Raw genomic sequence first — 24,493 nt, 5'->3', positions numbered from 1 at the left:
CGGACCGAACAACCGGTCGACTACAATCACGTAGACGGTCTACTGAACTGTAGACGATCGGGAGATGAGGAGAACGTAATGACCGAGGCCGCCGCCGAGCGCAGGAAGGCCGGTGAGCTGGAGGCGGGTGTGCTCGCGACACTGTGGGCCGCGGACGGCCCCCGGACCGCCGGACAGGTGCAGAGCAGCCTGCCTCAGGAACTGGCCCGCACGACGGTGACCACGATCCTGTCCCGCCTCTTCGAGAAGGGGACCGTCGGCCGGGAACGCTCCGGCCGCGGATTCGCCTACTTCCCCGTCCAGGACGCCCACGGCCTGACCGCCCGGCGGATGCACCACGAGCTCGACAAGGACACCGACCGCCAGAGCGTGCTGGCCCGGTTCGTCTCCGACCTGGGACCCGAGGACGAACGCATACTGCGCGACCTCCTGGAGGACGGTGGCGGGCGGTGACCGCCGCCCTGCTCGTGCCGCTGCTGATGCCGTTCGCAGCGCCGGCGCTCACACGCTGGGCCGGCCCGCACCTTCGGCCGACGGCCGCCCTGTGGACGCTGACCGCGACCGCGTGCGCGCTGGCGGGCGGCTGGCTCGCCGCGCTCGGCGGCCTGCTCCTCGCCGGCGCGCTCACCATGTCCACCCTGGCCCGCCTCGGCCACCTGATCCACCCCCTGGACATCGCGCCCGCCGTGGTCGCCTATCCGGCGACCGCACTCGCCGTCGGCGCCCTCGCTGTCTGCGCGTACGCCATGACCCGGTCCGCCCTGCGCCAATTCCGCCAGTACCGCACCGCGCACGCACAGCTGCAGAACGCGCCCACCGCAGGCGACCTCAGCGTCCTGGACCGCCCAGAAGCCGATGCCTACGCCCTTCCGGGGAACCCGGGGCGGATCGTGGTGACCGCCGGCATGCTGCGCGCCCTGGACGGACCCGAGCGCGAGGCCCTCCTCGCCCACGAACGGGCCCACCTGGCCGGACGCCACCACTACTTTCTTGCCGCCGCCGACCTCGCCACCCGCTGTCATCCCGCACTGAGGGGACTTCGCGGCGCCATTGGCCTCGCCGTCGAACGCGTCGCCGACGAAGCTGCCGCGGCCGCGGTCGGCGACCGGCACCTGACCGCGCGGGCCATCGGCCGAGCAGCCCTCGCCGGGACGACCGGCAGGGCCGCGCGCCCCGCCTTCGCCGCAGGAGCCGCGGGAGGCCCCGTACCGCAACGCGTAAAGGCCCTGCTCCAGCCAGCAGCCACCCATAACAGGCTGGCCGTCGCGGCGGCCTGCGCGCTGCTCGCGTGCTCCGCGGCCAGCGTTGCCGGAACCGCCACCGGGCTCGTAAACCTGCACCACCACGTGGAGATCGCCCAGGGCGAGGCGCAGGACGACTGACCGGACATCTGCCAGAGGGACGTAGCCCAGCCACGGCAGGTCCACCCGTTCACCGTGCCGACGGAGCGCGTCCGCGCGCGCCGCGCCCTTTAGGGTCGCCGCCATGGGGCGTGTTCGAGCGAGTCGGGAGCCGGGTACGGATCACCGCGGGTGGTCACGGCGTTCGTATGCGTTCGCGGTCTGGTACTTGCGTGCCGTCACCTTCGTCAACTTCCTCAGCGCTGTGTGGGTCTCCTTCGGAAACGACATCCGGCGGCACAGTGACGGCGAGTACTTCACGCCCTATCTGCTGACCGCCGGGTTTTCCTCGGGTGCTCTGTCCCTGTTTCTGGCGATCACCATGCGGCGGCGTAAACGCGCGGCCTGGATCCTCAATCTCGCCGTGTCCGGGCTGACGCTGGTGCTGACCGCCCTCGCCCTGGGGTCGCCGGTGTACCGGCAACACGCCCAGAACTGGGTCTCGGTCCTGCTGACCGCGCTCTTCGTCGTCGCCCTGCTCACCGGGCGGCGTGAGTTCTCCGCGAAGGGCGATCGCGCCAATCCGAAACTGGCGGTCGCCGTAGGTGCGGTCGGGCTGGCCGTGGGTTCCCTGCTCGCCGCCACGATGGTCTCCGTGAGCAACACCGACCCGGACCCCGGGCGCTCCGACTTCCCGGAACGCTGGCACTACGGCGTGCTCCGCATGTTCTCGCTCACCTACGACGACGTCCACTTCGAGGGGATCGTCACCCCCGGCTGGGCCAATGTCCTCATCAACCTGATGAGCACGGCACTGATCCTGCTGGTCCTGTACGCGGCGTTCAGGTCCCGCCGCACCGTCGACCCGCTGACCGACGAGGACCAGCGGGACATGCGTGCGCTGCTCGACCGTCACGGCGAACGGGACTCCCTCGGCTACTTCGCCATGCGCCGCGACAAAAGTGTCATCTGGTCGCCGTCGGGCAAATCAGCCGTCACCTACCGAGTGGTCAGCGGGGTCTCGCTCGCCTCCGGCGATCCGATCGGCGACCCGGAGGCATGGCCGGGAGCGATCGACCGCTGGCTGGCCCAGGCCCGCGCGCACGGCTGGACACCTTCCGTGATCGGGGCGAGCGAAGAGGGTGGCACCGTCTACGCCCGCCACGGCCTCAACGCCCTGGAACTGGGCGACGAGGCCATCGTCGACACCAATGAGTTCACTCTTGAGGGCCGAGCCATACGGAGTGTCCGCCAGGCGCACCACCGTGTCGAACGCGCCGGGTACACCGTTCGCATCAGCCGTCACGAGGACCTGCCGCCGGACGAGATGGCCCGGATGACCGAACTGGCCGACGACTGGCGCGACGGGGCGACGGAACGCGGTTTCTCCATGGCGCTGGGACGTCTCGGCGACCCCCAGGACGGGCGCTGCGTAATAATCGTCTGCCGTGATGCCGACGGACGGCCGCGTGCCCTGCTGAGCTTCGTCCCATGGGGTGGCGACGGGCTCTCCCTGGACCTCATGCGGCGTGACCGGAAATCGGACAACGGGCTGTTCGAGTTCATGGTGCTGGAGCTGATCCGACGCACGGGCGACCTCGGCATCACCCAGATCTCGCTGAACTTCGCGATGTTCCGCGCGGTCTTCGAACGCGGCTCCCGGATCGGCGCGGGCCCGGTGCTGCGGCTGTGGCGCTCCCTGCTGACGTTCTTCTCCCGCTGGTGGCAGATCGAGTCGCTCTACCGCGCCAACGCCAAGTACCGGCCCATCTGGGAGCCCCGCTTCCTGCTGTACGCCCAGAGCACCGACCTGCTGCGGATCGGGATCGCGAGCGCCCGCGCCGAGGGGTTCCTGGAAGCCCCCGCACTGCCGAAGTGGCTGCATCGCAGGCGCCTGGAGTCCCACCGCTGAACACGACGGCCTCGTCTCTCAGGCGCTGCAGGGACCGTTGCACACGACCGTGCGGGCTGCCCCGGATGAAGGGCGATCCCTCCGACGCTCGTCAGATCTGCTCATCGTGCTCGTCCAGTCCGCCCAGAATCAGTAAGGGGCAGGCCTCGTCCGAGCCACGGATCCTGTCCGGCTATGCCCGTCTGACAACTGATCAAGCTGTGGGTGAGAGAAGTCGTCAGCTGGGCGGCCACAACGCAACGGCAGCCGCAGCCGCGAATGGTCAGGCCCTTCAAAGGGACGACATCGGCGCGTGAAAGGCTCGGCCGTATGACCAGTGAAGCCGATGAACCACGTCGAGACCTGTTCCTCCGAGACGGCCTGGAGGCAGCAGACGTGGTGCGTGTTCACCGTGAGGCGCTTTGTGTCCTGCGAGACAGCATCGAGACGGCTCACGTCGATGCCTACAGCGATATCGCCTGGCCACGGGAAGTGACGCCCGCATACGAGCAGGGGTTGTCGATGGCCGCCAACGAGGTGGCCGAGGGCCCCCGGTCTGCCATAGGTGATCCTGGTATGGGGATTGACGTCGACGTCCGCGCGGACACGCAGTTCGACGTGCTTCTGGCCTTGGCTCCCTACACGATTCATGCCGAGGCGTGGCGACAGGGTCGGGAGATCTTCAGCGCCAGCGACACGGGCACAGCCCTGTGGATCGCTGTCACATCGGAGCAAGAGGTTCGGCTCATGTCACGGCTCGATGCACTGGGTGTCCCGCAAACGGCGTTCACGACTCAACCTCGCAGGCGGCGAAGTCTGTTCGCCCGACGGTCACGGCACCAGATCGCGTAGCCACAGGATGAGCGAACTCAGCTGCAGTCCCGCCCGGTAGCGGCTGGCGAGCTTGTCGAACCGTGTGGCAACGGCCCGTAGACGATTGAGCCGACTGAAGCAGCGTTCCACGACGGTTCGGTGCTTGTATGCATCCCGGTCGAAGGCGGCCCGGCGGCCGTTGGCGCTGCCCCTTCGACCCGGGTTGCCGACCTGGTCGGAGCGTTCGGGAATGGTGGCCTTGATGCCACGGTGCCTGAGCCCGGCCCGGAGCCCGGGAGGAGTACGCCTTGTCGGCCAGCAGCCGGTCAGGTCGGCGTCGGGGCCTTGCCCATCCCGGACCGGGGACGTAAAGGACGTCCAGGAGTGCGTCGAGCATCGTAAAGTCGTTGACGTTTCCCGGTGTCAGGACGATGGACAGCGGCATGCCTCGTCCGTCGACGGCCAGGTGGACCTTGGTGGTCAGCCCTCCTCAGGATCGGCCGAGAGCCTGCCGCGCCGCCGAGCGTTGCGGATCCTCCAATTTGTCCCCGCAAGGCTCCCCTTTTTGCGGGCGCCGGCGGCGTACTGGTGGGCACGATTGATGGTGGAGTCCACCAACACGGCCCACTCGATCCGGCCCACCGCGTCATCGCGGACCTGCGCGTGCTCAAGCAACCTGGCCCATGTGCCATCGGCTTCCCAACCCGACCGCGCTCTTCGTGCCCACAAGCGCCGCTGGTCTTCGGCACGACGGCGATCGCTCTGACCGTCTTCCGGGCCGGCCACGCGCGGCAGACAGAACCGAGAGCCCTCCGTCTTTCGGGAGTGCACCCAGCTTGAGGCCGAGGAGGCATTCGGCAGTGTGGAGTTGGTCAAGGCGGTAACCGAGATCTTCGCGCCGCTCTCCGGTAGGGTCGTCGCCCTCAACGCGCTAGGACTTGTCCGGGCGATCACGTGCGGAGCCAGATGACGAGGGCTGCTGCGGTGGCGGTGCCGAGGAAGACGTAGCCGCGCTTGTCGTATCGAGTGGCGACGGCTCTGGCGTGCTTGAGCTTGTTGATGGCCCGCTCGACGGTGTTGCGTTTCTTGTACCGCTCTTCGTTGAACGCGGGCGGTCGCCCGCCGCCTGAGCCTTTGCGTAGGCGGGCGGCCTGGCTGTCGGTCTTCTCCGGGATCGTGTGCCGGACGCCTCGGCGCCGCAAGTAGTCGCGGACGAGGCCGTTGCTGTAAGCCTTGTCCGCAGCAAGGCTGTCCGGCTTCTTGCGGGGCCTGCCCGGCCCGAGACGGGGGACCCGGATCTTCTCCAGCACCGATTGAACTGGGTGCAGTCCGCCTGCTGCCCTGGCGTGACGACCAGGGACAGCGGACGGCAGCGGCCATCCGCGCTCAAGTGGATTTTGCTGGTGAAACCGCCCCGCGAGCGGCCCAAGCCCTCGCCTCCCGCACCACCTCCACCAAGCGGCCGTGAAAACTCTGCCACGGCGTCTCGTCCTGGTGTTCTGCCTTCGCGGCCCCCTTTGAAGCGGGGGCCGGTGCGGGCGCCGGCCGCATGCTGATGCGCACGCACGACGGTGGAGTCGACAGAGATGTCCCAGTCGATCCCCCCAACCGCGTCGGCCTCGGCCTGGACCTGCTGGAGCAGACGCTCCCAAGTCCCGTCGGCCGACCACAGACGGTGTGAAGTAGGCCGCCGGCGAGGTGCTCGTGGTTCGAGTCCTTTTCCGACGGCCCCTTCCCGAACGGTGCGGGCTAAGAACTCGTAACACGATCTTGCTGAAGTGTGCAGGTGAGGCGTCGCCGGTGAGGCGATTTGGCCGTTTTGAGGGTGTGGGTACTCGACCCTGGACGATGAGCTCTGGGTGCTGATCGAACCGTGCCCCCCCCACCATTGCGCCTCGCCTGGGGCCTGGGCGGGCAGCTACCGCAAGCGCACCTCCGCAGCGCGCACTTCGCCCTCCCCCGTCCCTCCAACCGTGGTACCACAGAAGGGGTTTGTCTGGGCGAGTGTCGAACGGGGTGTTGTGGTGGCTGTGGGCTATCTGGTGACCGTGGTGTTGGCCGTGCTAATCGTGATGTTCTGTCTGGTTCGCATACGCGGGCCGAAACCGCTCTTCTACTTCAGCTACCGGCTCGGCCTGGTCTTCAACGAGATCCCGCACGTCGCTCTCTACGCGCTGGTGGCCTCGACAGCACTGGCCTTCTCCGAGGGCGACATCACCACGACCTTCGACCGGGTGAACGTTGGGGTGGCAGGGGCCGCGGCTGCCGGGCTTGTGGTGATCACCCTGCGCGGAATGCGGGCGGCGTCCGTGGTGCGTGTCGCCTTGGACGACGCGCTCGGCGTCGGGACGGGGACGCACCGCCGGCCACCGCTGGCCCGCATCCTGCTCAGGCCCGTCTTTCGCCGCCGCCGCGACGTCAAGCGGGTAAGCAACCTCAGCTACGGAGACGCAGGCCGTCGCAACCTCCTCGACGTCTACCACCACCGCTCACGCCCCGAAGGCGGCTCCGTAATGATCCACTTCCATGGTGGCCACTACGACCAGGGCCGGAAGAACACTCAGTCGCTGCCCCTGCTCTACCGGCTCGCCAGCCAGGGCTGGGTCTGCATCAGCGCCAACTACCGGCTGCGCCCCGAGTTCCCGCATCCCGCCCATCTGATCGACGCGAAGAAGGTCATCGCCTGGGCGCGCGAACACGCAGCGGAGTACGGCGCGGCGCCTGCGGCCGCCGTGTTCGTGGCGGGGAGCTCCGCGGGTGGGCACATGGCGGCTCAGGCAGCACTCACCCCCAATGAACCGGCCTACCAGCCCGGGTTCGAGGAGGCAGACACCTCCGTGACCGCGGCCGTCGTGCTCAACGGTTTTCTCGCGGAATACTTCGACGGCGACCCAGCGACCTCGCCGGTCAACCTCGTCCGGACGGATGCACCACCATTCCTCATCGCGCACGGGGACCTGGACGAGCTGGTAGACACGGAGAACCCCAGGGCCCTTGTCACCGCTCTGGAATCGGTCTCCACCTCGCCGGTCGTGTACGCCGAACTACCGGGCGCCCACCACGCTTTCGACCTCTTCCACTCATTCCGGTTCGAGGCGCTCATCGGCGGCGTCGAGGACTTCGCCGCGTGGGCGACGGCCCGGAAGAACCGGCCTGAGAACACGTAACACGGAGTTGCTGTGGGCTGGTTGGGCGTTACCGGAGTGATGGTTCGGCCGTTCGTGATGGTGTGGGCACTCGACCGTGGATCGTGGACGATGAGTTGTGGGCATTGATCGAGCCGTTGTTGCCGCCGTGGCCAGAGCGGTCCCCGGGGCCTCGGCCGGTGTCGGACCGGCTCTGTCCACAGGGCATTCTGTTCGTTCTCTATAACGACATAGCCTGGCAACTCCTGCCGTTGGAGTTGGGCTTCGGGTCGGGGCAGACGTGCTGGCGCCGACTGGACCGGTGGCAGAAGGCAGGAGCTTTCGACCGGCTGCACCGGGCCCTGCTCGCCGAGCTGAACGCGGCCGGCGAGCTCGACTGGTCGCGGGCCTGCGTGGATGGTTCTCACATCCGCGCAAAAAAGGGGGGCGCCGACACCGGTCCGTCGCCGGTCGACCGGCGGAAGACAGGCAGCAAGCACCATCTCATCTGCGACGGACGCGGCACCCCACTGAAGGTCATCACGACCGCGGCGAACGTCAACGACGTCACCCAGACCCTCGCCCTGGTCGAGGGCATCCCGCCCGTCGCGGGACACCCCGGCCGCCCCCGCCGTCGACCTGAATCCCTGCTCGGGGACAAGGGCTACGACTCCAACGCCCACCGCGACGCACTGCGGAACCGACGAATCCTGCCTGTCATCTCACGCAAGGGATCACCGAACATCAAGGGCATCGGCAAGCTCCGCTACGTCGTCGAGCAGACCTTCGCCCTACTCCACCAGTTCAAGCGGCTCGCCGTGCGCTGGGAACGCCGCACCGAACTTCACGACGCCTTCGTCTCCCTCGCCTGCAGCCTGATCTGCTTCAGACGCCTCAAGAAGGCACGATCATGATCGTGTTACGAGCTCTAAGGGATTGCAGATCATCAACTTGCTGTCGAACACCGTGCATGAGCTGCGGTGTCAAGAGCGAGAGTGCGCAACTTATTGTTCTGCAACCCCTAAGGGCTGTCCCGTAAACACGATCTTCAGAGGGCGACGCGCGGTCCAGCACGCGGCCTTGCTGGGTCCTCTGCTTGTGTGCTGCCCGGCTTCAGGCCCGTGCGGGGAAGTCAGGATGGTCGGCGTAAGGCAAGGCAAGGTCGCGTAGGTCGTGGCACGGCCAGGGGTCGCGGGCGTGACGGGCCAGGATGCGCCGCTTGGCTTCGACCTCGCGCAGGACGCGGGCCGGGTCGTGCAGTGCCACATGCAGAGCAATCGTGGGGTGGAATCCGGAGAGGTCAACCTGGCAGAAGTCGACCGTGTGTCCGTGGGCAGACCATTCCCCGCATCCGTCGCCGTCGCAGCGTCGGGCCAAGTCGGCCTCCTCGTCGAGCCGCGCCTTGAGAAACTTCACCAGCTTTTCAGTCATGGGAGCATTCTCGACGTTGTGCCAGCACCATGAAACGATCTTGTGGTGTCTGGTGTGATCACGGCGTGGGAGTCGTCCTGGATAACCCCGTTCACGGGGCTGAGCCCGCGTGTCTTCGGCAGGTTGGTGACTGAACTGCGCCGCGAGGGTGCGGATCCGGTGCGCAAGGGCCGCCCGTGGTCCCTTCCGCTGGAAGACCGGGTGCTGCTTGTCGCGGCGTACTGGCGCACGAACCTCACGTTGCGCCAGCTTGCCCCGCTCTTCGGGATCTCGAAGTCCGCGGCCGACCGAATCATCGATGACCTCGGCCCGTCGCTCGCGCTGCAGCCCCGCAAGCGATTCCGCAAGGACACCGTGCTCATCGTGGACGGCACTCTGGTGCCCACCCGCGATCACACCATCGCCGAGCAGTCCAAGAACTACCGGTACTCCACCAACCACCAGGTCGTCATCGACGCTGACACCCGGCTCGTCGTGCTGGTCGGCCGGCCACTGCCCGGCAACCGCAACGACTGCAAGGCGTGGGAGGAGTCCGGCGCGAAGGCTGCCGTCGGCAAGACGATGACGATCGCCGACGGCGGCTATCCGGGCACCGGGCTCGTCATGCCCCACCGACGCCGCAAAGGCGAAGAGCTGCCCGACTGGAAACAGGCCCACAACAAGTCCCGCAAACAGGTCCGCGCCCGCGTCGAGCATGTCTTCGCCCGCATGAAGACCTGGAAGATCCTCCGCGACTGCCGCCTCAAGGGCGACGGCGTCCACCACGCCATGCTCGGAATCGCCCGCCTGCACAACCTCAACCTCGCCGGATAGACGAGCAGTCGAGTTGGTCACCGACCACGTCCACACGGCTCAGAGATCATTTACGGGACAGGACTTTGGGACTGCTCGCTACCTAAAGGGCTCGCCCTTCCCGAACCTGAGTGACACGACATCAACGGCTTTGTCCTGCCTGTTCGGCGTGGTGGATGGCCCGTGCCGCGTTGATGAGGCCGATGTGGCTGAATGCCTGGGGATAGTTTCCAAGGGCCTCCCCGGAGGTGGGGGAGATCTCTTCGGCGAGGAGGCCGACGTCGTTGGCGCAGGTGAGGGCGGTTTCGAAGACTGTGCGGGCGCGTTGCACCTCGCCGATCAGAGCCAAGGCGTGGGCGAGCCAGAAGGTGCAGAGAAGGAACGCCCCCTCGTCGGACACGAAATCGTCCTGGAGGTAGCGACGTACCTGTCCGCGTGTGTCCGACAGCTGGTCCGCGACCGCGGACACCGTGGCGCGGATGCGAGGGTCGTCGCCGGGAAGGAATCCGACGAGGGGAAGCATGAGGGCTGAGGCGTCGAGCTCGCTTGATCCGAACGCTTGGGTGAAAGCGCCGAGGCGGGGGTTCCACCCTTCGGTTTCAATGGCTGTTCGAATTGTCTGTCGGGTTTGCCGCCAGGCGGTGACGCGTTCGGTCGCGCCGAGAGCGGGCGCGAGGTCGATGGCCCGGTCCAGGGCGACCCAGCACATCAGTTTCGAGTAGAGGAAGTGGCGGCTGGGACCTCGCACTTCCCAAATCCCCTGGTCGGGCTCGTTCCAGCGTCGAGCAGCGGTCTCGGCGGCCTGGAGGAGGAAGTTGCGGGTGGGCTGGTCGAACCACTCGGTGCGGGGGTGGGTCTGGTGTGCGGCGTCGAGCAGTTCGCCGTAGACGTCGAGTTGGTGCTGGCGCCAGGCGTCGTTGCCGGTGCGGACCGGTGTGCTGCCCCGCCATCCCGAGAGGTGGGGCAGGGTGCGTTCGCTGAGGTCTCTTTCGCCGCCGATGCCGTACATTACCTGCAGGTCGATGCCTCGTTCCAGCTGGGTTGCTGCGGCCTGGGCGAGGAATCCGAAGTAGGCGGCCTTCTCCTTGTCGCAGGCGGAGGTGGACAGGGCCTGGAGGGTGAAGCTGGCGTCGCGGACCCAGGTGTAGCGGTAGTCCCAGTTGCGGTCGGCTCCGATGCTTTCCGGGAGGGATGTGGTGGCGGCCGCGACGATGGCGCCGGTGGGTGTGAAGGTCAGTGCTTGCAGCACGCGCCCGCTGTGGGCAACCTCGTCCCTCCACCGGCCTTGATAGCCCTGATGGATCCCCGTCCAAGACCTCCACCCCTTGATCGTGTCGTTCAGGCGACGGTGGATGCGCCCGCCTCGCCAGGATTCCGGTTTCGCCTCGCCCCAGGCAGGCAGGGACGACAGCGCGAACCCGATCCGCTGGCCCGCCCTCAGTACGGTCTCCCCGTGCGCGGTCGCGCCTTCGGTCCGCAGCGGGAGCGGTGCGGACAGCACGAGACGCTGTGCGCCTCCGTACGCGCTGAGTCCGCCACGTACGAGGGACATCACCGGGTGAACGAGGCCGAACTCCGGGCGGGGCGCGAAGCTGGTCTCCACCGTCACCGATCCACTGGTGCAGGTGATCTGGCGCAGCAGCACGCCGGGGGAGGACGCCCCCAGCGCGTGACCGCGCTCGCGGTGTCCCATCGCGAGTGCGTCGAGGAGAACCACCGTGCCCGAGGAAGTATGGAAGGTGGTCTCCAGCGCCAGGGTCTCGGGTACATAGCGGCGGCTGACCTCACTCGGTTCACAAGGCCGGATCGTCCAGTGCCCGGCCTCCTCGTCGAGCAGACGGGCGAAGACCGCCGGGCTGTCGAAGCGCGGCAAGCACAGCCAGTCCACCGAACCTGCCGTGGACACCAGCGCGGCCGAACGGCAGTCCGACAGCAGTGCGTAGTCACCGATCGGGCGCGTACTCACGTCAGTCCTGCCTGCCGAGCGAGGATGGGGCCCGGTCCTGATCGCCGGGTCACGGGGCGGACTCGTGGCCAGGAGTGCCGTTGGCAGGTCCCGTCCGTGCCGCGCTGGGCCGTTTCGCACCCGACTCCGCTGTGGGGCGGGAGCGCCCCATACGGATCAGCAGGGTGAGCGCGGAGATCGCGAACAGTGCGGCGGTGATGAGTAGCCAGCGGCCGAGGTACACGTCGGTGGAGAGCGTCGTGTACAGGGTGAAGCGGTAGCTGACCCGCTGCAGGATCAGGGGAAAGTAGGTCAGGAACAGGACTCCGGAGAGGAAGACCGGGACCCGGACGTAGTTGATCCAGCGCATTGCCGGGCGGGCGGTTTCACTCGGTGCGGCTGGTTCCCGGCGCTCGCCCAGCAGGGTCTGGGCGGCGCGGTCGGTCACGGTGTAGAGGGGCAGTAGCACCAGGTCGTGCAGCAGGGCCGCTCCGACGAACCAGAGGACCACCTTCCACGGCTCGGCACCGGACAGCAGCCGGATCCCCGCGTAGCCGGTCAGCGCGAAGGAGCAGAGAACCAAGAGCAGGTGCAGCGGTGAGGCTCCGTAGAGACTGCGGAAGCGGTTCATACGTTCTCCCCGAAGGTCAGCCGGGTGACCCATTTGGTGTTGTGGACACCTGGATTGGCCGGGACGATGATGCGCGCCGGGTAGCCGTGGTCCGGCGACAGATCGGCTCCGTTGACTCGCAGGGCCAGCAGGGAGCGGGGGTCGCGGACCTGGTTGTCGCGCAGTGTGGTCGAGCGGAAGGAACCGCTGAGCTGGGCGGACTGGACGAAGACGCCGGGCGGGCTGTGGGTGAACCCGACGAGGGCGGCAAGGTCGGCCAGCCGGACTCCGCTCCACTCCTGGTCCTCGGTGGACCAGCCCTCCACGCAGGCGATCGGCAGCGCGGCCCTGTGCTGCGGGAGCGTCAGGACCTCTTCACGGGTGAGGACCCGCTCGCGGCCCCCGCCCCGAACGACAAGTCGCCAGGCCGCACCGGTGTCGACGGCACGGATGCCCACGCTGGCCGCGGTCTTGTTGATCTGGAAGCCGTTGGGACCAGGGCCCGGATTCTGGCTGCGTGGCGCGAGCAGCGCGGTGGGCCGGAGCCAGCCTCCGATGCTCTGCCCGGCCGTCACGGCGAGCAGCGCCAGGGAGCCGGCCCCCACCATTCCCAGCGCACCGCGGCGGGACATGGTCGGCGCGGCAGGGCGAGGAGTGACCAGACCTGTGGGGTCCGAAGGAGAGCTCTCGCCGGTCTTGGGCCGGCTGCGTAGTTCCTCGCGGAGACCGCCGCTGCGCAGCATCCGGACCATGAGCGGGATCCGGAAGGCGATGTGGACGACGAACGCGCCGATGAAGACCCAGGCCCCGTAGAAGTGCAGCGGGTAGAAAGAGCCGGGGAAAATGTAGTCCAGCTGGATGTTGAGTACCCCGGTGGCGAATTCGAACAGCACCCCTCCCACGAGCAGGAGCACAGAAATCCGCTCCAGCGCGTGACTGACGGACTTGACCGGGGGCCAGGAGAACAGCTTGGGGACCACCGACCACAGCTTCGCGAGCAGTACTGGAATCAGCACGATGCCGAGCGTGATGTGAACGCCCTGGGTGAGCCGGTAGAGCCAGTACGGATGTGTCGGCCAGGAGAACAGATAGAAACCCAGCCAGCCCCGGTCTGGAGTCTTGTCGTTGGCACCGAGGTCGGGGTTGTACGCGGCATACGAGAGCAGTCCCGTGACGAACATCAGCGTGATGCCCACCAGCAGCACCGCGCCGAGCACTGACGTCAGCCAGGGCCCGCGCAACGGGCTACGCCAGAACCCCGGCCGGGTCGGACCGGACGGCGGCCCCTCCCGCAACAGCCCCTCCAGACGGGCCCGCGGCAAGCTCTTCGCCACGGCCACCGGCCGCGCAGACGAGCCGGTCCTGGGCGCGGAGGATGCATAGCCAGTGCTGGCATCTCCATCCCCGTTCGGCGGGCCGGCTGAGGAGCGGCGGCCGCTACCGCTGCGCGGGCCCTCTTCGCTTCCATCAGGGGGCGGAGCCGGGTTCCGAGCCTGACTGGGACCACCGGCCGGTGCGGCTCCGGCCCGAGGCGGCGTCTTGTGGCCGCCGGACGTATCGGGACCGTCCGCGCTTCCCTGCCCGGCGTCCTGGGGCCTTGGGCCCTGGTCTTGCGAGTCACCCATGGGATTCCTTGTGCTTCATCAGACGGAAGATCACCGAATGGCATCGCACAGTAACCCTGGAATTTGCATCCGCCGCGTTCATGAGGGCGGACGTAACGATTTGTTCCCCAACCAGCTCGCACCAGTCGGGTCTACCTATCAGCGCGAGATCCGAAAACCCGAACTGCCCCGTATGAATGGGTGACGAGCCCGTGTGTGCATGCAAAGCCCGGGCCCCCTTGTGCGACCGTGGGCGACGTGACGGGAGCAAAGAATCGTCCCGGTCGTTCTCCGGGCAGTGACGCAATCTCAATGGCCGGCCGATCAGCCGGCCGCGCCGGGGAGTCCGCTGTCATTCCTGGATCGGCACAGCCTGACGCCCGGACTGCAGCTCCGGAATTCCAGACTGTCGTGAGTACAGCGGAGTCACCTGAGACCAGCCCTGGCCCTTGGCATGAGGAGACCTACACGGTCGCCGTCACCTCGGGCCTTGGCCCTCTCTTCCTGCAGTGCGCGGACGGGGCACGGGTCCCTTTGGACGTTGAGCGGTGGTCCAGCACCGCGGACGCCGCAGACATGACCGTCCTCCAGCGTTGCGAGAAGAGCGTGCTCGACATCGGCTGCGGCCCCGGCCGTTTGGTCGCAGCCCTCTCCAAGACCGGGCGCACGGCACTGGGTATCGACATCAGTCCAGCAGCCATCACGCGGGCCCAGGGCGCGGGCGGGTCGGCACTGCACCGATCAGTCTTCGATCCGCTCCCCTCCGAGGGGCAGTGGGGCACCGCCCTGCTCATCGACGGCAACATCGGCATCGGCGGAAACCCAGGCAGACTACTCAAACGAGTGGCGGAGATCGTCCAGCCCGGCGGGCTGCTCCTCGCAGAGGTGTCGCAGCCCGACGTCGACGAACGCTTCAACGCCCGGATCGAGGGCGGAGACGGCCCAGCCGGCCCAACATTCCCCTGGGCACGGACCGGAATCACCGCTCTCCTTCGCGAAGCACGTGGCAACGGCTGGACATACTCCGAGCAATGGGCAGCACACCAACGCACCTTCGTGGCCCTACGAACCACGGCTCCAGGCACCTGGGCACTACGGATAAGCCATTACCGCTGACTACGGTCCGCGCAAAGGCCCAGTTGCGATTGAGTGCAGAGCCCGCGGAGGCAGTCGAGGCGCCGCTCTGCGAGCAGCCCTTGCCCCTGGCCGCCCGTCCCTCATGTCCGACGCTGGGTCACGAAGGCGCGGACGGCTCGGAGCACGTCCAGGGGGATTGTGGTCTCGGAGCCGATCTCCACCAAGGGCCAACCGGGGTGCTTACAGAGCCCAGACGGTCGGGTACGTACTGGAGGGCGCCGCCTGCCGCATGCGTGATCACCAGCGAGAGCACGAACGCACCGAGATGCAAAGGATGGGTGCATGGCCCTTGCGGGGTGGCGCTGCGTGCGAAGGAGACCGCTTGTGAAGGCGGCCACACCGCCTTGAACCGGATCCTCGATCAGGCGACGAATGCCGACGCTCCCGGGCGGGCGGCGTGACGGCTCAGGCCCGGGAGCGCCGACGGGCTCACGCCACGGGGGTCGGGCCCAGGCGCAGCCGATAACACCGTTTCGCGCGCCTGAACCAAAGGGCTCTGCGACACGCACAACTGACGAAACTCTCACACGGCTACAGCTCCCTCGGCCTGGGCGACCGGTGACGCTGCTTCGGCTGATCAGGTGCGGTCCGGGAGCACCGCAGCGCGGTTGCGCCGCTGAACGGCCGGCGGCGGTAAGGGTTTGGTCTGCACACTGCCCGCTACGCATTGTCGAGAGGGAGCACCCATGCTTCGTAGTATCGCGATCACCTTTGCCACCGTTGTCGCAGCCGGATTCCTGGCCGCGGGACCCGCCGCCGCGCACAACTCCGACGACGGCTATGAGGCCGGCAAGGTCGGCGCCGGCTACGCCGAGGTCGAAGGGGACCGCGCCAGCGCGGAGTACCTGAACCTGGGCGGCCCGTACGGAATCACCTACGCCAAGGCGGAAAAGGCGCACTTCGAGGGCGAGGCCGGCTACTACTACGCCGAGTACCTCCAGGGCCGCTGATCCACGACCGCACGCACAGGTGGGGCCCGCCACGGGGTGCGGGCCCTGCTCGCGTTCACACGCGTACCGTCGGCTACTGCCCTGCGGACGTCTCGGAGAGCAGGTTGTCGAGGTAGGTGTCCATGTGGCTCCCGTCCGCCACCACTGCGATCCCGTCGCCCCACGCCTGCGAGATGTCTAGACGGGCCTGTGCGTTGACCAGGTCGGAGATCGCCTCGTTAGCAGCACGATCGAGAAGTGCCGATTCGCGACGTACGGACAGCTCGTGCCCGGACATCCCGAGGATGTGCCGGGCGGGCTCGTGGGAGCCCATGTTGGTGCACTTGACGAACGTGACGATCACGTAGCGGCCCAAGAGGTCGGTGACCTTGGGCTCACTGCCGGACGGCGGGCCGACGCGGCGCCACCACTCCACCCATTGCGAGGTCCGGGCCACGATCCCCATCAGGGAACGCCCCGGCATCCGAGCTTTGATCTCCCACTCAAGCCGCTTCGCCGAGGGCCGCTGCCCGTCAGCCCGAAACGCCTTCAGTGAGGGGGTGCCCGTCGCCGGGCCGATGACCAGGCCCTCGTTCTCCGGGTACCCGGCGTCCGCCGGCGCAGCAGCGTTCCGCAGCTTGTCCTCCAGCTGCTGGCGGAAGAACTTCGCGTCGAACTCTGCGCTCTCGCCCGGCTCAGCGAGGCCGACCTCCACCAGGTAGGACGCCAGCCTCTCCTGCACGGCCTCCCAGGCCAGCAGCTGCTCGAACCAGTCGGCGTACTCCTCCGAGCCGACCACCGAGACTTCGCCGGTGCGCAGTTCCTCGGCGAGAGCGGTGAAGTCCATTGCCTCAAAGTGCTTGCGGACGAACTGGCGGGGCTGGGTCTTGTCGAGGACAGCCTTGCGCCAGTTCTGGGTGGCGAAGAAGATGTCGACTTCCTTGCCCTCCTCATTGAAGGCGCTCCACCGCCCGCCGCACGACTTCCGCCACTGCCTCCGGGATGTCCTCCACCTTCGGGAAGCACCCCATGCGCTGATACGACCTCAGCATCAGCAGCAGGGCCACCAGATGTTCATCACTGTCCGTACGGTCGGCGGCCCACTCCAGCTCATGGCGAGTCGGCGAGAAGAACAGATGCAGCTCATGCGCGGTGATCAGCCGCTTGAACCGCGGATACGCGGTCCGTTCGATCGAGGTTACAACCCAGCCCAGGCCCAGACGACAGTCAACATCACCACCAACGACACTGAGCCGACCGGGTGACGGGCCGTGCCCTCGTAGGGCCCACATCTCCTGGCGCCTGCTCGAACCCGTTCGGCCATGCACGAGTTGATAGTGCGAGGAATGTGGGGCTGAGGCATCGCCGGGTTTCGTTTGCGGTGGCGCACGATCCGGCAGAGTCTGCTTGACGTTGCTGCGGGGCAATCGGGAAGGGCGGCTTGAGTAGCCAGTGGAGTGATACACGCAGGCTGCGCGGAGCGGTGCCGCTGCGGCCTGTCCCGGCGCGGCAGAGTGCTTGTAGATGTCGCGGGCTCGTCTCCCATGTCGGCATCCGCCGTGGTCCCCAGGCCGGTGCCGTCACAGGACGTCTGGGGGCCGCGACCGGCAAGACGTGGCCCAACACGGTCTGCGCTCGGCGCGGCGCAGCACGGTCACTGACTTGCCGAAGCAATGCGGGTCGGGTCGCGTGAACGGGGCTGTCCCAGAGGGCTCGACGATGTGACCACCTCATCCGCACCACCAAGAACGTCTCACTGTGGCTAGTAGATACTGGACAACCAGCGGCGCCAGCTGCGGGCCGGGCTGGGTGCCCGAGCGGAATGCTCGAACGAGGTCCCCGCTTCGGGTCGTCAGTCTGCGGCTTCGCGGTGGGCATTCAGGGCGATCACGCTGAGTGTGGTGGAGAGGAATTCGGTGGTGATGGAGAGGAGCCCGAGGGGTTCGGTCCAGTTTCCGACGTCGTCACCGATCTGTGGCAGAGCCACGATCCGGGAGAGTACGTAGGCCAGGACAGCCGCCGCGGTCACGGCTGCGGTGAGGGCCCACACGGCAGAGCTGTCGTGGAGGGCCAGGGCAAGGGCCAGAGCGAAGCAGACGGCGGTCAGTGCGATGAACAGGGCTCCGATGTAGGGAGCTTCCTTCAGGTGCATCGGGGTGACCGGAATGTGCGCGACGCCAGCAACCACAAGCAGGAGAGCGGCGGGATACCGCAAAGGATTGCGCAGGGGTGTCCGCCGCCACGAGGATGCGTCGTCCGTGAGGTTATGGGCGCTTCGGACCACGGCAGTCTCCTGGGAGTGGGTTGGTCAGCGGGACGGCGGCCCGGTGTGGGGGGTGGCGTAGACGACGATGTTGTCGTGGAACTTCATCGGGCGTTCCCACGAAGAAATCGAGGAGGCCCGGCAGGCGTGGGCGGAGGGCTCCCGCTTCGGTGAGGTTCACGGCTACGACGGCGACCGGCTGTCCGCTCCCGAACTGTCGCCGGTGGCGCTGAAACCGCGGGGACGGGTGCGCTGACCTGGAGCGATGTGTTCTCCGGCGCTTCCTGCCGCGTGCGCTCGCTGCGTCCCCCCGCCGTGCCGGCGGGGGGACGCAGTTGTGCCTCCCGTGGGTCGCTTCCTCTGGCGGTCGGCAGTTGCACGTGTTGGCACCTGTGACCAGGTCTGATCAAACACTTGCTGACCCTTTGCTGACCCTACTGATGCGTAATCAGATCGCCGAGGTTGCGGGACCGCTGGTGTCGGTCGTGCCCTATCAGTGCTCTCCTGGGGGCCTCCTGTGGTGCGAGTTCGGTTGGTGAGCGAAATAGCCGCATTACTGCAGTAGTTGTACTTCCGACGGCGTTGCTGAGGCGTGGCAAACCCTGTGGATTCCGGATTGCTCGCAGAAATCACGGCACGCCATGTCACGCCCCTGTATGAGATCGGCTCGCTCCCCGGCACGATCCAGCTGACGATCTCGGTACGTACGTCATGAAGTTGTCTACTTGGTGGCGCTGACCTGCGAATTCTCTATCCGATGGGCCCCTGACCTGTATGGGTGTGTCTTTCGACGTCTTTCGGTTTCGTGCTGCGTTATGTAGCCGGTTCCCCCCACGCGCTCCCCGAGCCTTCGAATACTCCCCAGATTCTCCCCAAGGGTGCTAGCGCCACGAGCGCTGTGCCTGCGGCGGGAGGGTGTTCGTTTGGCTGTATACCCAGCACGTTGAGTGATCGCGGCGCGTCGTGCCAGCGTCCGTCAGCGGCTGACGGAGTTGAGTCCGCGAGGCAGGAGCTGGCGGTTTCCGGTCCCACATGGCACAGGTGGTAGATGGTGTTTTGTGGGGTCCAGGGTGGTCCAGGCGAGGTGCATAAGGCCAGGTCAGCTAGCTGTGGCCCAGGCGCGTCTACGTAGTTGGTGAGACGCGTGTGAGAGAAACACCCCCGCTGGCTGGTGCCGGCGGGGGTTCCCCGCGAGCGGCGGCGCCCGCTGGAATGCGGCCCCATGCCATCACGCTGGGCAGTTGCGGCGAGCCGGAGAACTCGACCGTTCAAGGCCCCTGGGCTGAGTGCCCGGCGGTACTGTCAGGCTCGCGGCGCGGGCCGCAGCGACGAAGTCCTTCCGGTGGAATTCGACGCGCTCGATGAGCGGGTCTCGAACCCATCCACCGATCAGTTGGTCCCACATGGCTGGGCATCGGTCGGAGCAATGCTCAAGACCTGTGGATCGGCCTCGGGTTGGCACGCGAAGGGCGTACCTTCCCGAATGATCCTGTGATGGTCATCGAGTAGGCCGACGTTTGCTGCGTCGGTCGGGAAGGCACGCCCGTGCTCACGGTAGTCAACGAAGACGGAACGACGCCACACGGCTCCCTGATAGACGAGATCGTCCGCGAGGGCGCGAGGCGGATGCTGGCCGCCGCTCTGGAAGCGGAAGTCAATGCCTACATATCCGAGTTGGCCGACCAGCGGGACGATTCCGGCCGCCGTCTGGTCGTGCGCAACGGCTTCCATCAGCCGCGGAAGGTGACGACCGCGGCCGGGGCGATCGAAGTGAAGACCCCGCGGATCAACGACAAGCGCGTCGACGAGGCCACCGGCGAACGCAAACGGTTCTCCTCGGCGATCCTGCCGCCTTGGGCGCGTAAATCCCCGAAGATCAGCGAGGTGCTGCCGCTGCTCTATCTGCACGGCCTGTCGTCCGGTGACTTCATGCCCGCGCTGGAACAGTTCCTCGGCTCCTCCGCCGGCCTTTCACCCGCGACGATCACGCGGCTGACCGCGCAGTGGCAGGCCGACCACAAGGCGTTCATGGACCGCGATCTGTCCGCCACGGACTACGTCTACGTCTGGGCTGATGGCGTTCACCTCGGAGGTGCTCGCCGCAGGAGCAAATCACGTCTGTGGGACCGAAGGAGAGACTGTGAAGAAGATAGCCGCGACGACCCTGGCCGCCCTGACCGTGGCCGGCACCACTCTGGCGTTCGCTCCCGTGGCCTCGGCCGGTGACATCGGGTCCGACCACAGCGGGAGCGAGGCGTTCTCGACGACGCTGAACCCGGTGCCCACGAACAACGTCACCGGTTCCGGCACCGCCCGGATCCACCTGGAGGGCAACAAGGCCACCGTGACGGTCGACGTCAAGGGACTCCTCGGCGGGGTTCCGCACGCGCAGCACATCCACATCGACGGCCAGGGCCGCTGTCCCACCGCGGCGGACGCGGGTGTCCACAACGGCAAGAAGTCGATGAGCACGTCGGACGGCATGAAGGCGTACGGCATGATCGGCACGTCGCTCACCACCACCGGCGACAACACGCCGACCAGCGCGCTGGCTGTGGACCGTTTCCCGATGGGGTCCGCGTTCCACTACGAGCGCACCCAGACCGTCACCGACGACGTCGCCAAGAGCATCCGCGCGAACAACGCGGTCATCGTCGTCCACGGCATCGACTACGACGGCAGCGGCAAGTTCACCAACGTGCTGGGCGTCAGTGAACTCGACCCCAAGCTCCCTCAGGTCGCCACCTCGCCCGCGCTGTGCGGCGTCATGCGTGAGCAGATGTCCGGCGGCGTCGCGGCGGGCGCGGGCAGCACCCAGGGCCTCCAGTACACCGGACTGATGTCGGCCGGTGCGGCCGCCATCGCCGTCGGCGGCGCCGGATTCCTCGTCGCCCGACGCCGCAAGGCCAACGGCCAGGCATGACCACCACAGCACGAGGGCGCCGGTAGTGCAGGCACCCACGACGGGCCGCCGCAGCATCTGGACTGCGGCGGCCACCCTGTGCGTACTGGCCGGAGCACTGACGTTGGGCGTGGCCCTAGACAAGCAGAGCGACCCCCCACCCAGCCCCGCCCCCGCCGGAAACCTGCCGGCCCAGGCTCCCGCGGACGATGGAATGCCCCCGTCCCTGCCAACCGCCGTGCAGATACCCGATGTCGACCTCAACGTTCCGCTCGTGCCAGTGCGGATCTCCGGAAGCGGTCAACTGCCGCTGCCCAAGGACCGCGACCGCGCGAGCTGGCTCGCCTCCTCCGTCACCCCGGGCGAGCGCGGCTCCGCGATCCTGGCCGGTCACGTCGACTCCGCGGATGGCCCCGCAGCCTTCTACAACCTGAGCGCGGCCAAGCCCGGCATGCAGGTCGCCGTTGCCCGCCGGGACGGCACCACAGCCCGGTTCACCATCGACGCGGTCGCCGTCTACCCGAAGGACAAGATTCCCGACGCGCTCGTCTACGGACCCACGCCCGGCCCCAGCCTCCGCCTCATCACCTGCACCGGCTGGAACCCCAACGAACGCGAATACCGCGACAACGTCGTCGTCTACGCCACCCCTCACACGAAGTACTCACCCAAATAGTGATCCGCGAACGGCGGCACGCCTGTTCACGCGCGGATGCGCTGGGCAGACCGCCTACCAGACTTCACCAGGGGTTCCGATGGCCCGCACCACCACAATGCCGCCGAGCACGCGGCGCCAGGCGCTCCACCATCCACTGCGGTTCCCCACGATCGTGCTGCTGATCGTCGCCGGAGCAGCACACATCCCCGTCACCCCGGAGCACCTGAAAGAAGCTCCGTACATCGGGTACCTCTTCCTGGCCCTGACCGTCGTCTGCTTCGCCCTGGCACTCACTCTGCTCCGATACGACACCCCCGCCGTCTGGGCAGTTGTCGTAGCAGTCTCGCTGGCCGCCGTCCTCACATACTTGGTGTCGCGAATGGTCGCACTGCCAGAGATCGCCGACGACGTCGGCAACTGGACCGAACCTCTCGGACTCCTCTCCATCACGTCCGAATTCGCCGCCGCCGCCCTCGGCCTGGTCGCACTGCAGTCCACACGCCGCACGCGGCGTTGATGGGCGGGACCGGCAGTGGCCGTGGCGCACACCGCGGAAATCCAGCCGGTGAAACGCTTCGTCGCCAACCACCGGCGGGTCACGATGCTGGCTGCTCCGGGGTAGGCGTAGGTGTCGAGGTAGGGCTGGAGGGCGGTGACTTGCTTGCCGTCCGTCGTGCGCTTCCTCGTCCCTGAAGCGCGGACTTTCATCTCCTTCCGCATGCTGGGAACAGCATCCCGAGACTCGAAATCGAAGTAGCGGCCGGATCAAGCTCGTTGTCCGGCCTCAGCACGAGACCGCGCGTTAGAGTGTGGGCTTCGTCACGTGCCGGGCCGGAGAGAAAGCGACACGATGAGCTACGCGAATGCGACACTGGCCGAAACAGCAGCCCGCCCGTAAAGCGACACGACCTGCGGGGACTCGGTCTCTGCGGAAACAAATCTGCGGCGGAACTTGCGTGCGTCTGCCTGCCGCAGCGGAGCAAGCTCCTCGGCTACCTCAAGGTCGACCCGAAGATGACCGGCCTCGTTCCCGGCTTCAGCAGAGACGTGACGGGGCTCGGCCACCACGGCACGGGCGACCTGGAGGTGCAGCTGCGCACCACGCGGGACGTGGAGCGTGCGGAGAGTCTGTTCCGCGCGAACTACGAAGCAGCGTGAATGGGTGGACGCGCGTGTTGCGCTGGGTAGGTGGTCGGTCCGAGTGGTGCCTTTCGACGTATGGGCAGGCTATGGCGGTGTACTGCCATGATGCGGGATCGCTTGGCTGACCGGCGATCCCGCGCTATGTTGGCCGCTTTGTTGGCCCATCGCTCAACGTGTAGGGCGCGCGGCAGGGCTGGAGTTGGGTGCCCGGACGGGCGAGGTAGCCGAGGACCGCCTTGTGCCTGTGGCTGGGTTCTGGCGGGTGCCGGTTGCGTGGGCAAGGCTCTCGGAGAGGTCGGCCAGCAGCGAACTGGGGGTACTTGGGGATGCCGTGAGGTTCCACGTTGCGCGATGGAGGCTCGGGCCGGCCCAGACCGTCCAGTTGTTGAGTTCCGGATGCTGGGTGACGGCATGAGCCTGCGTCCGGAGGTGCCGCTTGTGTGGTGCTCCGCTCAAGCCGTATGGGGGCGGCTGCCGAGCGCGCAGTGCGCGCCACCTTCCAAGAGCTGTTCCACCTCCCGGTGAGCAGAGTCGACGATGGCGCGGACGCACCGCGAAGCGTCCTCCGGACGTCCGTCCGCGATGGCCTCGGCCACTTCCATATGGCGGCGTACCGCGTCCACGTCCACGTGGTCCGGCATCAGGGGCAGGTCGCGGCGGGCGACGAGAAGCTCCTCGGTGACCTCGGAAAGCTGGGCGAACATCCCGTTGCCCGAGGCATTCAGCAGCGCCTTGTGAAAGGCCAGGTCCGCGGCTATGAAGCCTTGGATGTCATCGGTTCGAGCGACGCTCTCCATCGCCCGGGCGAGCTCGACGAGCGCCTTCCGTGCGCTGGGTGACGCGCCCGCCGCCGCGAGGGCCGCGGCGGACGGTTCCACCGCAGCCCTCAATTCGGTAAGTTCGCGCAACTGGGCGCCGCGGGAGGGGGAGGCCAGTCGCCATCGGATGACTTGGGGGTCGTAGAGGTTCCACTCGGTCATCGGTCGCACGGTGATTCCCACGCGGGGTCGGCTGGTGACGACCCTCTTCGACTCCAGGACCCGGACCGCCTCGCGTGCCACGGTACGGGAGACTCCGTACCGGTCCTGTACGTCTTCGAGGCGGAGCACCTCGCCCGCACGGATCTCCTCCGCGGCGAGGGATTCCCCGATGCGCTCGACCACCTGACCGTGCAGTCCGTGCAGTTCCACGCCACTCCCTGTCGTCCGTTTCACAAGCGCCTACGCTTGCCGATTCTGGCGTCCGGTGCCCGTCAACGAGAATCCGCGAGTCTACGCAAGAGCGTGCCCACGCGTTCACCTGTGCTCGGGGCACCGCCCGACGTCAGGGCCGAACCGATCCCGCAGGCCACCGCACCCGCAGCTATCCATTCCGGAGCGTTGTCGATTGTCACACCTCCAGTGGGCAGCAGGGGTGCCTGGGGGAGCGCCGCGCGCACGTCGCGCAGCCAGGCAGGTGATACGGCCGAGGCCGGGAAGAGCTTCAGTGCGTCGGCACCCTCCTCCAAGGCGTGCACCATTTCAGTCGGGGTGGCCACGCCGGGGAAGACCGGAACTCCGTAGCGGTGACCTGTGCGGATGACTTCCGGGTGGAGGCTCGGCGACACGAGGAAGCGTGCGCCGGCTTCTATGGCCGCGCGGGCCGCGGCCGCGTCGATGACGGTGCCCGCGCCGAGCAGCGCATGGGGGCGGGTCTCGGCGAGACGGGCCAGGGCGGTGAGGGCGCGTGGCGTGGTGAGGGCGATCTCCACGGCGTGCAGCCCAGCGTCCAGGACGGCTTCCGCCGCGGCGACGGCCTCGTCCGGACCTGCCGTGCGGATGATGCCGAACACGCGCTGTGCGGTGACGGCCTGGGTGGTTTCCCATCGGTACATGACGTTCATGCTCTTCTGCTTGTGGAGGGGTGTGGTG

Annotated in this window: 23 protein-coding genes and 7 pseudogenes; 18 read left to right on the top strand and 12 right to left on the bottom strand. The window is 67.5% G+C overall.

Annotated elements, in window-relative coordinates; translation table 11 throughout:
- The first annotated feature begins 78 nt into the window (after positions 1-78).
- The 4 genes from OG251_RS39540 (at position 79) to OG251_RS39525 (ending at position 4,083) form a co-directional block, all read left to right on the top strand.
- Positions 79-453: a BlaI/MecI/CopY family transcriptional regulator gene (locus tag OG251_RS39540; protein ID WP_326682093.1), complete on the top strand. Its 375-nt coding sequence runs from the start codon at positions 79-81 to the stop codon at positions 451-453.
- Complete coding sequence (locus tag OG251_RS39535; RefSeq protein WP_326682092.1) at positions 450-1,382, top strand: M56 family metallopeptidase; 933 nt, start codon at positions 450-452, stop codon at positions 1,380-1,382. The genes OG251_RS39540 and OG251_RS39535 overlap by 4 nt, the downstream gene beginning before the upstream one ends.
- Before the next feature lie 103 nt (positions 1,383-1,485).
- Positions 1,486-3,252: a phosphatidylglycerol lysyltransferase domain-containing protein gene (locus tag OG251_RS39530; protein WP_326682091.1), complete on the top strand. Its 1,767-nt coding sequence runs from the start codon at positions 1,486-1,488 to the stop codon at positions 3,250-3,252.
- Between the two features lie 309 nt (positions 3,253-3,561).
- Positions 3,562-4,083: a hypothetical protein gene (locus tag OG251_RS39525; RefSeq protein ID WP_326682090.1), complete on the top strand. Its 522-nt coding sequence runs from the start codon at positions 3,562-3,564 to the stop codon at positions 4,081-4,083.
- Here the strand turns inward: OG251_RS39525 and OG251_RS39520 are convergent.
- Positions 4,063-4,746: pseudogene (locus tag OG251_RS39520) on the bottom strand (IS5 family transposase); the annotation flags it as partial. The gene OG251_RS39525 and the pseudogene OG251_RS39520 overlap by 21 nt on opposite strands.
- Positions 4,747-4,867: 121 nt before the next feature.
- Between OG251_RS39520 and OG251_RS39515 the strand changes: the two are divergent.
- Positions 4,868-4,972: pseudogene (locus tag OG251_RS39515) on the top strand (glycine cleavage system protein H); the annotation flags it as partial.
- A gap of 22 nt (positions 4,973-4,994) precedes the next feature.
- On the opposite strand, the pseudogene OG251_RS39510 reads toward OG251_RS39515, so the two are convergent.
- Positions 4,995-5,722: pseudogene (locus OG251_RS39510) on the bottom strand (IS5 family transposase); the annotation flags it as partial.
- 346 nt (positions 5,723-6,068) lie between these two features.
- Here OG251_RS39510 and OG251_RS39505 point away from each other — a divergent pair.
- The gene (locus OG251_RS39505; protein ID WP_326682089.1) at positions 6,069-7,211 is read left to right on the top strand and encodes an alpha/beta hydrolase; all 1,143 of its coding nucleotides are present in this window, start codon (positions 6,069-6,071) and stop codon (positions 7,209-7,211) included.
- Between the two features lie 80 nt (positions 7,212-7,291).
- Positions 7,292-8,083 carry an IS5 family transposase gene (locus tag OG251_RS39500; protein ID WP_442818475.1) on the top strand — a complete coding sequence of 264 codons (792 nt, stop codon included), beginning with the start codon at positions 7,292-7,294 and terminating at the stop codon, positions 8,081-8,083.
- A 199-nt stretch (positions 8,084-8,282) separates the two neighbouring features.
- Here OG251_RS39500 and OG251_RS39495 read toward each other — a convergent pair whose 3' ends face one another.
- A complete protein-coding gene (locus tag OG251_RS39495; RefSeq protein WP_326682087.1) occupies positions 8,283-8,600 on the bottom strand; it encodes a DUF6221 family protein in 318 nt (105 codons plus the stop codon).
- A gap of 45 nt (positions 8,601-8,645) precedes the next feature.
- Between OG251_RS39495 and OG251_RS39490 the strand changes: the two genes are divergently transcribed.
- Complete coding sequence (locus tag OG251_RS39490) at positions 8,646-9,413, top strand: transposase (RefSeq protein WP_326682086.1); 768 nt, start codon at positions 8,646-8,648, stop codon at positions 9,411-9,413.
- A gap of 121 nt (positions 9,414-9,534) precedes the next feature.
- Here OG251_RS39490 and OG251_RS39485 read toward each other — a convergent pair whose 3' ends face one another.
- The 3 genes from OG251_RS39485 to OG251_RS39475 are packed head-to-tail and all read right to left on the bottom strand — an operon-like array spanning position 9,535 to position 13,143.
- A complete protein-coding gene (locus OG251_RS39485; RefSeq protein WP_326682085.1) occupies positions 9,535-11,358 on the bottom strand; it encodes a glycoside hydrolase family 15 protein in 1,824 nt (607 codons plus the stop codon).
- A 49-nt stretch (positions 11,359-11,407) separates the two neighbouring features.
- On the bottom strand, positions 11,408-11,968 hold the full coding sequence (locus OG251_RS39480; protein WP_326682084.1) for a hypothetical protein: 561 nt from the start codon (positions 11,966-11,968) through the stop codon (positions 11,408-11,410).
- Positions 11,965-13,143 carry a molybdopterin-dependent oxidoreductase gene (locus tag OG251_RS39475; RefSeq protein WP_442818454.1) on the bottom strand — a complete coding sequence of 393 codons (1,179 nt, stop codon included), beginning with the start codon at positions 13,141-13,143 and terminating at the stop codon, positions 11,965-11,967. Before OG251_RS39475 ends, OG251_RS39480 begins: the two co-directional genes overlap by 4 nt.
- Between OG251_RS39475 and OG251_RS39470 the strand changes: the two genes are divergently transcribed.
- From OG251_RS39470 to OG251_RS39460, 3 genes are all read left to right on the top strand, one after another.
- Positions 13,136-13,330, top strand: a complete 195-nt coding sequence (locus OG251_RS39470) for a hypothetical protein (RefSeq protein ID WP_326682818.1) — start codon at positions 13,136-13,138, stop codon at positions 13,328-13,330. The genes OG251_RS39475 and OG251_RS39470 overlap by 8 nt on opposite strands.
- A 797-nt stretch (positions 13,331-14,127) precedes the next feature.
- Positions 14,128-14,667: a class I SAM-dependent methyltransferase gene (locus OG251_RS39465; protein ID WP_326682083.1), complete on the top strand. Its 540-nt coding sequence runs from the start codon at positions 14,128-14,130 to the stop codon at positions 14,665-14,667.
- 707 nt (positions 14,668-15,374) lie between these two features.
- Positions 15,375-15,638, top strand: coding sequence for a hypothetical protein (locus tag OG251_RS39460; RefSeq protein ID WP_326682082.1), 264 nt, complete (start codon positions 15,375-15,377; stop codon positions 15,636-15,638).
- Between the two features lie 73 nt (positions 15,639-15,711).
- Here the strand turns inward: OG251_RS39460 and OG251_RS39455 are convergent, their stop codons facing one another.
- The 3 genes from OG251_RS39455 to OG251_RS39445 form a co-directional block, all read right to left on the bottom strand.
- The gene (locus OG251_RS39455) at positions 15,712-16,464 is read right to left on the bottom strand and encodes a Tn3 family transposase (RefSeq protein WP_326682081.1); all 753 of its coding nucleotides are present in this window, start codon (positions 16,462-16,464) and stop codon (positions 15,712-15,714) included.
- Between the two features lie 103 nt (positions 16,465-16,567).
- Positions 16,568-16,945 (bottom strand): DUF4158 domain-containing protein, encoded by a 378-nt coding sequence (locus OG251_RS39450; RefSeq protein WP_326682080.1) that lies wholly within the window; start codon positions 16,943-16,945, stop codon positions 16,568-16,570.
- A gap of 524 nt (positions 16,946-17,469) precedes the next feature.
- A complete protein-coding gene (locus OG251_RS39445) occupies positions 17,470-17,769 on the bottom strand; it encodes a hypothetical protein (protein WP_326682079.1) in 300 nt (99 codons plus the stop codon).
- Positions 17,770-17,968: 199 nt separating this feature from the next.
- On the opposite strand from OG251_RS39445, the pseudogene OG251_RS39440 reads away from it, so the two are divergent.
- From OG251_RS39440 to OG251_RS39415, 7 genes and pseudogenes are all read left to right on the top strand, one after another.
- A pseudogene (locus OG251_RS39440) lies at positions 17,969-18,136 on the top strand (pirin family protein); the annotation flags it as partial.
- 360 nt (positions 18,137-18,496) lie between these two features.
- Positions 18,497-18,603 (top strand): annotated as a pseudogene (locus tag OG251_RS45095) (HipA family kinase); the annotation flags it as partial.
- 822 nt (positions 18,604-19,425) lie between these two features.
- Positions 19,426-19,968: pseudogene (locus OG251_RS39435) on the top strand (transposase); the annotation flags it as partial.
- Between the two features lie 52 nt (positions 19,969-20,020).
- Positions 20,021-20,803, top strand: coding sequence for a hypothetical protein (locus OG251_RS39430; RefSeq protein WP_326682078.1), 783 nt, complete (start codon positions 20,021-20,023; stop codon positions 20,801-20,803).
- A gap of 193 nt (positions 20,804-20,996) precedes the next feature.
- Positions 20,997-21,458: a sortase domain-containing protein gene (locus OG251_RS39425; RefSeq protein WP_326682077.1), complete on the top strand. Its 462-nt coding sequence runs from the start codon at positions 20,997-20,999 to the stop codon at positions 21,456-21,458.
- Between the two features lie 79 nt (positions 21,459-21,537).
- Positions 21,538-21,957 (top strand): hypothetical protein, encoded by a 420-nt coding sequence (locus tag OG251_RS39420; RefSeq protein WP_326682076.1) that lies wholly within the window; start codon positions 21,538-21,540, stop codon positions 21,955-21,957.
- A 437-nt stretch (positions 21,958-22,394) separates the two neighbouring features.
- A pseudogene (locus OG251_RS39415) lies at positions 22,395-22,598 on the top strand (hypothetical protein); the annotation flags it as partial.
- A gap of 153 nt (positions 22,599-22,751) precedes the next feature.
- Here the strand turns inward: OG251_RS39415 and OG251_RS39410 are convergent.
- From OG251_RS39410 to OG251_RS39400, 3 genes are all read right to left on the bottom strand, one after another.
- Positions 22,752-23,135 (bottom strand): DUF317 domain-containing protein, encoded by a 384-nt coding sequence (locus OG251_RS39410; protein ID WP_326682075.1) that lies wholly within the window; start codon positions 23,133-23,135, stop codon positions 22,752-22,754.
- Positions 23,036-23,773: a FadR/GntR family transcriptional regulator gene (locus OG251_RS39405; protein WP_285572666.1), complete on the bottom strand. Its 738-nt coding sequence runs from the start codon at positions 23,771-23,773 to the stop codon at positions 23,036-23,038. Before OG251_RS39405 ends, OG251_RS39410 begins: the two co-directional genes overlap by 100 nt.
- Before the next feature lie 62 nt (positions 23,774-23,835).
- Complete coding sequence (locus OG251_RS39400) at positions 23,836-24,456, bottom strand: bifunctional 4-hydroxy-2-oxoglutarate aldolase/2-dehydro-3-deoxy-phosphogluconate aldolase (protein WP_266784702.1); 621 nt, start codon at positions 24,454-24,456, stop codon at positions 23,836-23,838.
- Positions 24,457-24,493: the final 37 nt, after the last annotated feature.

The organism is Streptomyces sp. NBC_01237 (assembly GCF_035917275.1).
In the GTDB taxonomy this organism is placed as follows: Bacteria; Actinomycetota; Actinomycetes; order Streptomycetales; family Streptomycetaceae; genus Streptomyces.
The sequence above is the reverse complement of the archived record's forward strand: the minus strand, read 5'-3'. Positions and strand labels throughout refer to the sequence as shown.

Excerpts from the sequence above, each read along its gene's own strand:
- OG251_RS39495 (WP_326682087.1), bottom strand. The coding sequence starts at position 8,600 with ATGACTGAAAAGCTGGTGAAGTTTCTCAAGGCGCGGCTCGACGAGGAG.
- OG251_RS39525 (WP_326682090.1), top strand. The coding sequence starts at position 3,562 with ATGACCAGTGAAGCCGATGAACCACGTCGAGACCTGTTCCTCCGAGAC.
- OG251_RS39400 (WP_266784702.1), bottom strand. The coding sequence starts at position 24,456 with ATGTACCGATGGGAAACCACCCAGGCCGTCACCGCACAGCGCGTGTTC.
- OG251_RS39445 (WP_326682079.1), bottom strand. The coding sequence starts at position 17,769 with ATGCACCTGAAGGAAGCTCCCTACATCGGAGCCCTGTTCATCGCACTG.
- OG251_RS39425 (WP_326682077.1), top strand. The coding sequence starts at position 20,997 with ATGCCCCCGTCCCTGCCAACCGCCGTGCAGATACCCGATGTCGACCTC.
- OG251_RS39460 (WP_326682082.1), top strand. The coding sequence starts at position 15,375 with ATGCTTCGTAGTATCGCGATCACCTTTGCCACCGTTGTCGCAGCCGGA.
- OG251_RS39420 (WP_326682076.1), top strand. The coding sequence starts at position 21,538 with ATGGCCCGCACCACCACAATGCCGCCGAGCACGCGGCGCCAGGCGCTC.
- OG251_RS39540 (WP_326682093.1), top strand. The coding sequence starts at position 79 with ATGACCGAGGCCGCCGCCGAGCGCAGGAAGGCCGGTGAGCTGGAGGCG.
- OG251_RS39530 (WP_326682091.1), top strand. The coding sequence starts at position 1,486 with ATGGGGCGTGTTCGAGCGAGTCGGGAGCCGGGTACGGATCACCGCGGG.
- OG251_RS39465 (WP_326682083.1), top strand. The coding sequence starts at position 14,128 with ATGACCGTCCTCCAGCGTTGCGAGAAGAGCGTGCTCGACATCGGCTGC.
- OG251_RS39470 (WP_326682818.1), top strand. The coding sequence starts at position 13,136 with ATGCCCACCAGCAGCACCGCGCCGAGCACTGACGTCAGCCAGGGCCCG.
- OG251_RS39455 (WP_326682081.1), bottom strand. The coding sequence starts at position 16,464 with ATGGACTTCACCGCTCTCGCCGAGGAACTGCGCACCGGCGAAGTCTCG.
- OG251_RS39480 (WP_326682084.1), bottom strand. The coding sequence starts at position 11,968 with ATGAACCGCTTCCGCAGTCTCTACGGAGCCTCACCGCTGCACCTGCTC.